Origin of the sequence: Mycobacterium sp., assembly GCF_049802695.1 — a bacterium.
GTDB lineage: Bacteria > Actinomycetota > Actinomycetes > Mycobacteriales > Mycobacteriaceae > Mycobacterium.
Window position 1 is genome coordinate 1 of record NZ_JBARMY010000563.1, and the last position, 7,694, is coordinate 7,694.

The 7,694-nt window shown below is 66.0% G+C and carries 8 protein-coding genes and 1 pseudogene; 4 read left to right on the plus strand and 5 right to left on the minus strand.

The window, feature by feature from the left end; translation table 11 throughout:
- The 4 genes and pseudogenes from WA317_RS22050 to WA317_RS22065 all read right to left on the minus strand — a co-directional run.
- Window positions 1-573 (minus strand): annotated as a pseudogene (locus WA317_RS22050) (ABC transporter permease); the annotation flags it as partial.
- Between the two features lie 5 nt (window positions 574-578).
- Entirely contained in the window at window positions 579-1,499 is a 921-nt protein-coding gene (locus WA317_RS22055) for an ATP-binding cassette domain-containing protein (RefSeq protein WP_425175056.1), read from the minus strand.
- Window positions 1,492-2,127 (minus strand): TetR family transcriptional regulator, encoded by a 636-nt coding sequence (locus tag WA317_RS22060; protein ID WP_425175057.1) that lies wholly within the window; start codon window positions 2,125-2,127, stop codon window positions 1,492-1,494. The genes WA317_RS22055 and WA317_RS22060 overlap by 8 nt, the downstream gene beginning before the upstream one ends.
- Window positions 2,128-2,196: 69 nt before the next feature.
- Window positions 2,197-2,865 carry an O-methyltransferase gene (locus WA317_RS22065; protein ID WP_425175058.1) on the minus strand — a complete coding sequence of 223 codons (669 nt, stop codon included), beginning with the start codon at window positions 2,863-2,865 and terminating at the stop codon, window positions 2,197-2,199.
- Window positions 2,866-3,065: 200 nt separating this feature from the next.
- On the opposite strand from WA317_RS22065, the gene sigE reads away from it, so the two are divergent.
- The 4 genes from sigE (at window position 3,066) to tatB (ending at window position 6,341) form a co-directional block, all read left to right on the plus strand.
- Window positions 3,066-3,830 carry an RNA polymerase sigma factor SigE gene (gene sigE, locus WA317_RS22070; RefSeq protein WP_425175059.1) on the plus strand — a complete coding sequence of 255 codons (765 nt, stop codon included), beginning with the start codon at window positions 3,066-3,068 and terminating at the stop codon, window positions 3,828-3,830.
- 138 nt (window positions 3,831-3,968) lie between these two features.
- Window positions 3,969-4,364, plus strand: coding sequence for an anti-sigma E factor RseA (rseA, locus tag WA317_RS22075; RefSeq protein WP_425175060.1), 396 nt, complete (start codon window positions 3,969-3,971; stop codon window positions 4,362-4,364).
- Between the two features lie 75 nt (window positions 4,365-4,439).
- Window positions 4,440-5,939 carry a S1C family serine protease gene (locus WA317_RS22080; protein WP_425175061.1) on the plus strand — a complete coding sequence of 500 codons (1,500 nt, stop codon included), beginning with the start codon at window positions 4,440-4,442 and terminating at the stop codon, window positions 5,937-5,939.
- Window positions 5,940-6,341 carry a Sec-independent protein translocase protein TatB gene (tatB, locus tag WA317_RS22085; RefSeq protein WP_425175062.1) on the plus strand — a complete coding sequence of 134 codons (402 nt, stop codon included), beginning with the start codon at window positions 5,940-5,942 and terminating at the stop codon, window positions 6,339-6,341.
- Window positions 6,342-6,367: 26 nt separating this feature from the next.
- Here tatB and WA317_RS22090 read toward each other — a convergent pair whose 3' ends face one another.
- Window positions 6,368-7,516: an Mrp/NBP35 family ATP-binding protein gene (locus tag WA317_RS22090; RefSeq protein WP_425175063.1), complete on the minus strand. Its 1,149-nt coding sequence runs from the start codon at window positions 7,514-7,516 to the stop codon at window positions 6,368-6,370.
- Window positions 7,517-7,694: the final 178 nt, after the last annotated feature.

Genomic DNA, 7,694 nt, shown 5'->3' on the forward strand with positions numbered 1-7,694 from the left:
GGACAATTGCGCGGCCACTGCCGTCGCGGCGGTGAAGAACAGTCCCGAGCCGGTCAGCGCGGCGCCGAACGCCAGCGAGCCGCTCGGTGTGACGTGGGTGGCGAGCAGTCCCGCGGCGCCGATCGCCCCGGTGGCGATCGACGCCCCGAACGACATCAGCAGGGCGGCGGTCAAACTGGCGCAGCGGCCTACCGGCGTCGACTCGATAAATTCGGTGCGGCCGGTTTCTTCATCGGCGCGGGTATGGCGAATCACGGTGATGGTGACCGCTACCGCGATGAGCAGATGGAATATGCCGGCCTTCCAGACGCCGGTCGCGCCCAGGCTGTCGTTGTAGACCTGCCCATACAGAGCTCGTTGGGCGGGGCTTGCCATGATCGACGCCGCCAAAGCGGCCCGGGCGGTCTGATCGGGGTACACCTTCTCGATGCTGCTGACGTAAACGGTGGCCGGCGGCACCGAGAGCAAAAGCACCCACAGCGGCAGGACGATACGGTCGCGGCGCAGATACAGCCGCAGCATTCCCCACATGCCGGAGAACACGGTATTTCGTTGCGGGAGAGCCAGAGTCATGTGGCTCACGCCTGCACCTGCTGTGGGCGGTGCTCGCTGCCGTAGTGGCGCAAGAAAAGTTCCTCCAGCGTCGGTGGCTGGCTGACCAGACTGCGCACACCTGCGTCGCCGAGTATCCGGATGAACTGTCCGAGACTGTTGCTGTCGACATGGGCCCGCACGGTGTTGCCGTCGACGTGCACGTTCGCCACACCGCGGATTCTGCTGAGATCACCCGGGTCGCCAATCATCTCAGCCGTGATCGACGTCCGGCTGAGGTGCCGCATGGCTTTCAGCGATCCGCTTTCCACCGTTTTGCCTGCGCGGACAATCGTCACCCGTTCGCAGAGGTTCTCGGTTTCGGCGAGGATGTGACTCGACAGCAGCACCGTGACGCCTCGATGGTGAGCCTCCTGAACGCATTGCTGAAACACGTATTCCATCAACGGGTCCAGTCCCGAACTCGGCTCATCCAACAACAGCAGGCTCGCCCGCGAGGAGAACGCCGAGATCAGCGAAACCTTCTGTCGGTTGCCTTTGGAGTAGGTGCGGCATTTCTTCTGCGGATCCAGTTCAAAACGCTCGATCAACTCGGCTCGGCGCTGCTCGTCGATGCCGCCGCGCATCCGTGCCAGCAGGTCGATGGTCTCGCCACCGGTGAGCGACGGCCATAGCGTGACGTCGCCGGGGACGTAAGCGATCTGGCGATGCAACGATACGGCGTCGGTCCACGGGTCTCCGCCCAGTAGTCGAGCGGTGCCGTTGTCCGGCTTGACCAATCCCAACAGCACCCGAATCGTTGTCGACTTGCCGGCACCGTTGGGGCCCAGGAAGCCGTGCACTTCACCCTCATTCACGGTCAGATTCAGACCGTCCAGCGCCCTGACCGCCCCATAGTTCTTTGTCAGACCGTAAGTTTCGATGGCGACCCGCTGATGTTCAGGCATTGGTCCCTCCTTGCTCGGCTTGCCCCAGGAACGCGTCGTACATAGTGCGGTCAGCCATCAGGCCCTCGGTGTAGAGCTCCAGCGCGGGCAGCACCATGTCGGCGCTGTAATCGCGCAGTACGGCGGCAAGGTTCGTGGGATCTTCGTGCATCTGCAGGTAGAGCAGCAATCCGCCGCCACCGGTGATCGCCAGATATCTCGCCCTGGCTTTCGGGTCTCGGCTGGGCTTGAGCGTGCCCGCTCGGACCCCCTCGTCGAGATATTCCTCGGCGTTGGCAATCATTGTGCGCCACAATGTTTTTCCCAAGTCTGCTCCGGACTGCAAGCTGCGCACCAGATAGGCCGTCAGCGGAGCATAGGACTCGATCTCAGACAGTTGCGCGAGCCAGGTGGCCGGTTCGTGCGACTGCATCGCCTCGGACTTGGAGTTGCGGATCACTTCGGCGACGTAGTCGTCACAAGCCCTGCGCAGGCCGTCTTTGGAGCCGAAGTGGTGAATGACCAGGCCGGCGCTCACGCCGGCCGCCTCGGCGATCGCCCGCAGCCCGACGCCGAAACCGTGCTCGCCGAACTGCGCGATCGCCGCATCCCGGATCCGGGCGGCGGCGGTCAGGTCGGCTGAACGCATGTTCAGTACGCTAAACGCTTGTTCAGTGCTCCGTCAAGGACGAAGCGCCTCAAGAACGGGTAAAGGCGATCAGTCCCGGACCGCGGCGAGTAGACCGTCGCCGAGCGGCACCAGGGCCGGGGTGAGCCGCTCGTCCTCGGCGATGAGACGCGCCGCCTCGCGGACTGCCGTCACCTCCGAATCGTGCGCTTCGGGGTCGCTGGCGCGTCCGCCCAGCGACGCCCGGTGCACGACGATGACGCCGCCCGATCGCAGCAGCCGCACCCCTTCGACGACGTAGTCGGGCTGGTCGATCGGGTTTGCGTCGATGAACACCAGGTCGTAGGACTCGTCGGCGAGGCGGGTCAGCACCTCCTGTGCCCGACCACCGATGAGCCGCGTTCGCGACACCCCGATGCCCGCCTCGGCGAATGCCTGTTTGGCGATGCGCTGGTGCTCAGGCTCGTTGTCGATCGTGGTCAACACCCCGTCGTCGCTCATGCCGGACAGCAGCCACAGCGCGCTGACGCCGACGCCGGTGCCGACCTCGACCACGGCTTTGCCGCCGCTCAATTTCACCAACAGGCTCAGCAACGCGCCCACTGCAGGTGTAACCGCGCCGGCTCCGAAGTCGACGGCGCGGTCGCGGGCGGCCGCCAAAATCGCGTCTTCAGAGATCGATCCTTCGGCATGATCGGACAGATGGTCGGCCCGACTGCGCCGGGCCGCCTCGAGAGATGTTTGGTCGGTGCTGGCCATGCTCCGCAGCGTAGGTCCATCCGCCGCCGGATTGGCTCAGGCGCGCCCGAAGCGACTGCCGCGACACGCGCATACCGTGATCGTGGCGAAACTCACAGCGCGAGCCGAAACTGCTGTACAAGGCGGTTATGGCGTCGTTTCTCAGTGAACAATCAGTGCGCTCACATAGCGCACACACGCCGGTAGGCGACGGTATCTGCATGAAAGACGGCGGGCGCTTAACCGGGCACAAACTGGGGAATACCCCACAGTGCCGCGTCGTTGCGCGCGGAGAGGAACTGCCAACGCTTGACAGCAGTCTGAATCCGGAGGATCTGAACATCACGACTTGGACGAGCCCGGCGAGTATGACGCACGCCGCGCGGTTTGACGACGCCGGCTGGGCCGAGCCGGCTGACGAGCCCTACGGCACCGCGGTCTTCGACGCGACCGGGGACAAAGCGGCGATGCCGTCGTGGGACGAGTTGGTCCGCCAGCACGCTGACCGGGTGTACCGGCTGGCTTACCGATTGTCGGGCAACCCGCAGGACGCCGAGGACCTGACCCAGGAAACCTTCATCCGGGTTTTCCGATCGGTCCAGAACTACCAGCCCGGAACTTTCGAAGGCTGGCTGCACCGCATCACCACGAACCTGTTCCTCGACATGGTGCGCCGGCGGGCCCGAATCCGGATGGAAGCCCTGCCTGAGGACTATGACCGGGTGCCGGCCGATGAACCGAACCCCGAGCAGATCTACCACGATGCGCGGCTGGCTCCTGATCTGCAGGCGGCCCTGGATTCGTTGCCGCCGGAGTTCCGCGCCGCGGTGGTGCTCTGTGACATCGAAGGTCTGTCCTACGAGGAGATCGGCGCCACCTTGGGCGTGAAACTGGGCACTGTCCGCAGCCGAATTCACCGCGGACGCCAGGCGCTGCGGGACTACCTCGCGGCGCATTCTGACCATGTTGAGCGCGCCGGGGCGTAGCGCCCGCTTACGCATGCAACGATTTCGGCTGGAATCGCCGATCGTTTCCTGCTGCTCGCAGGTGTGTTGCGCCTCCTTATCGCGCTACATTCGACCTAGTAGCGCGTTTTTCAGTGCAATATCTGAAAGGAGCTGGTGATGACTGACCGGGGACATGTGTTCCGTCGCGCGTTCTCCTGGCTCCCAGCACAGTTTGCCTCCCAAAGCGACGCCCCGGTGGGCGCGCCGCGACAGTTCGGCTCCACCGAACACCTCTCCACCGAAGCAATCGCGGCCTTTGTGGACGGTGAATTACGGATGAGCGCACATCTGCGGGCCGCCCACCATCTGTCGCTGTGCCCGCAGTGCGCCGCAGAAGTCGACGATCAAAGCCGGGCCCGGGCCGCCTTACGCGATTCTCATCCGATCAGCATCCCCACTGCGCTACTGGGGCTGCTGACTCAGATACCGAATTCGCCGCCGAGCGATATGCCACCGTCGCGCGACGACCACCTCGCCGACGGCAGCGCCCACGACCGGCGTAAGCGCCGGTAGGGTGAATGCACCGACGGGCAACGCCGTGCCCGCGTCGACACCCTGCGCTCAATCGAGTGCTCAGAAGAGGATGACGTGACCTCCGACCAGGACTACGACCGCGCCGATCGGCTGGCGCCCCGTCCGATTTCCCGGCCGCCGGTTGACCCCGCGTCGCATGAGGCGTTCGGCCGTCCGCAAGGTGTGCGGGGATCATTCATCGCCGAGACCGTACGGCCGTCTAAATACCGGGCGCAGGCCGAATACGTCCCGCAAGATCAACCGCCCGACCCGGTGTTGGCCGAGGCCTTCGGCCGGCCGTTCGCCGGCGTCGATTCGCTGCAACGGCACCCGACCGACGCCGGTGCCCTCGACGGCGACAAGCGCAAAGACGATGACGGCCCTGAGGATCCCTGGCGCGACCCCGGAGCGGCAGCCGCGCTGGGCACACCGGCGTTGGTTCAACCGACTCGGCAGACCGCTGCCGGTTATGGCGGCAAGCTCGGTGTGCGCGATGTGCTCTTCGGCGGTCGGGTTTCTTACCTGGCGCTGATCACCCTGGCGCTCATCGCGCTACTGATCGGGACGTTGGGCGGTGTGGTCGGGCGCAAGACGGCCGAAGTCGTCGAAGCCTTCACCACCTCCAAGGTGACGCTGTCCACCGACGGCAACACACAGGCGCCCGCCGGGCGGTTCGCGAAGGTGGCCGCGGCCATCGCCGACTCTGTCGTCACGGTCGAGTCGGTCAGCGACCAGGAGGGTACTCAGGGTTCCGGTGTCGTCATCGACGGTCGCGGCTACATCGTCACCAATAACCACGTCATCTCCGATGCCGCCAACAACCCCAGCCAGTTCAAGATGACCGTGGTGTTCAACGACGGCAAGGAAGTACCCACTCATCTGGTGGGTCGCGACCCGAAGACCGACTTGGCCGTGCTGAAGGTCGACAATGTCAACAACCTCACGGTGGCCCGGCTGGGAGACTCGGACAAAGTTCGCGTCGGCGACGAGGTGCTGGCGGCCGGTGCGCCGCTGGGACTGCGCAGCACCGTCACCCACGGAATCATCAGCGCGCTGCACCGCCCGATCCCGCTGTCCGGTGAGGGGTCGGACACCGACACCGTCATCGACGCGGTCCAGACCGACGCCTCGATCAACCACGGCAACTCCGGCGGCCCGCTGATCGACATGGACTCGCAGGTGATCGGCATCAACACCGCCGGCAAGTCGTTATCGGACAGCGCCAGCGGGCTGGGCTTCGCGATCCCGGTCAACGAGGCGAAGTTCGTGGCCCAGACGCTGATCAAAGACGGCAAGATCGTGCACCCGACGCTGGGCCTGAGCGCACGCTCGGTCAGCAACGCGATCGCGTCCGGTGCGCAGGTGGCCAACGTCAAGGCGGGCAGCCCGGCGGAAAAGGCCGGCATCCTGGAGAACGATGTCGTGGTCAAGGTCGGCAACCGCGGCGTGGCTGATGCCGACGAGTTCGCCGTGGCCGTGCGTCTGTTGACCGTCGGAAAGGAAGCGCCGATCGAGGTGGTCCGCGACGGCCGACACATCACCCTGACGGTGACACCGGGCCCGGACAAGAGCTAGGTGTTCGCCAACGTCGGCTGGGGGGAAATGCTCGTCCTCCTCGTGGTCGGGCTGGTGGTGCTGGGCCCGGAGCGGCTCCCGGGCGCTATCCGGTGGACGGCCGACGCGGTGCGTCAGGCCCGGGAGTACCTCACCGGCATGAGCACTCAACTGCGCGAAGACATCGGCCCGGAGTTCGACGATCTGCGGGAGCCGCTCAGCCAGCTGCAGAAGTACCGCGGCATGACGCCGCGTGCGGCGCTGACCAAGCACCTGCTTGACGGCGACGATTTCCTGTTTACCGGCCAGGTCGACCGGCCGCGGTTGGTGCAGCCCGACGAGTCTTCGGCCGCGCCGTCGTCAGCTGCGCCCGACGTGCTCGCCGACGGGGCACAGCCGCCGTTCGACAGCGACGCCACTTAAGGTCAGCTGAGCCGCAGGCGGCTCGGTCAACGCCGCGTCGGGTCCAGTCCCAGCGACATGCCGGCCAATCCGCGGCGCCGGGCGGACAGGCTGTCGGCGACGCTGCGCAGCTCTTTGCCCACCGCCGAGTCGGGCGCGCTGAGCACCATCGGCATTCCCGAGTCGCCGGCGGCGACCAGCGCGGGATCGAGTGGTATTTGACCGAGCAGCGGTACGTCGGCGCCGACGGCCCGGGACAGCTGCTCGGCGACGCGTGGGCCGCCGCCCTCGCCGAAGACCTGCAGCCGGGAGCCGTCCGGAAGTATCAACCAGGACATGTTTTCGACCACCCCGACAACGCGCTGGCGGGTCTGCAGTGCGATCGTGCCGGCCCGTTCCGCCACCTCGGCGGCGGCCAGCTGCGGGGTGGTCACCACCAGTATCTCGGCACTCGGGATCAGCTGAGCCACCGAGATCGCAACGTCACCGGTGCCCGGTGGCAAGTCGAGTAGCAGCACGTCGAGATCACCCCAGTAAACGTCGGCGAGGAATTGCTGCAAAGCGCGGTGCAGCATCGGTCCGCGCCACACCACCGGGGTGTTGCCCTGAGTGAATTGGGCGATCGAGATGACCCGAACGTTATGGGCAATCGGCGGCAGGATCATCGACTCGACCTGAGTGGGCCGGTCGGTGGTGCCCATCATCCGCGGAATGGAATGACCGTGGATATCAGCATCGACGACGCCGACCGACAGACCTCGCGTGGCCATTGCGGCGGCGAGGTTGACTGTCACCGTCGATTTCCCAACGCCGCCTTTGCCGGATGCCACCGCATACACCCGAGTGAGCGACCCTGGCTGAGCGAATGGTATGACGGGTTCGCGGGTGTCACCGCGCAACTGCTTCCGCAGCTCGGTGCGCTGTTCGTCGTTCATCACGTCGAGGGTGACGTCCACTGCGCCGGTGCCGGGGACATCGGCGACTGCGTGAGCGACGCGCTCGCTGATCTCGCTCTTTTTCGGACAGCTTGCGGTGGTCAGATAGATTTCAACGTGCACGCTGCGGTCCGGGCGGACCTCGACGTCTTTGACCATCCCGAGTTCGGTGATGGGCCGGCGCAGTTCGGGGTCGATCACCTTGGCCAGCGCCGTGCGGATACCGGCGGTCAGTTCAGCGTCGTCGCGCGATTTGGACATCACCGTCGAGTGTAGTGCGACGACGATGCGGGCCGGGACGGCCTGAGGAGGAGTCGGACCATAGGTCTAGTGCGACGACGATGCGGGCCGGTCAGCCGAGCGGGCCTGGCCCCGGGTCGTTCACTGGCGGACCGGGCGGCGGACCAGCGGGTGCGACGGCCTGCGGACCGGCCGGAGC

Bases quoted from the DNA above. Each gene is read 5' to 3' on its own strand.
- WA317_RS22090 (WP_425175063.1), bottom strand. From the start codon at position 7,516: ATGTCCAAATCGCGCGACGACGCTGAACTGACCGCCGGTATCCGCACG.
- WA317_RS22055 (WP_425175056.1), bottom strand. From the start codon at position 1,499: ATGCCTGAACATCAGCGGGTCGCCATCGAAACTTACGGTCTGACAAAG.
- sigE (WP_425175059.1), top strand. From the start codon at position 3,066: ATGAAAGACGGCGGGCGCTTAACCGGGCACAAACTGGGGAATACCCCA.
- WA317_RS22060 (WP_425175057.1), bottom strand. From the start codon at position 2,127: ATGCGTTCAGCCGACCTGACCGCCGCCGCCCGGATCCGGGATGCGGCG.
- rseA (WP_425175060.1), top strand. From the start codon at position 3,969: ATGACTGACCGGGGACATGTGTTCCGTCGCGCGTTCTCCTGGCTCCCA.
- WA317_RS22065 (WP_425175058.1), bottom strand. From the start codon at position 2,865: ATGGCCAGCACCGACCAAACATCTCTCGAGGCGGCCCGGCGCAGTCGG.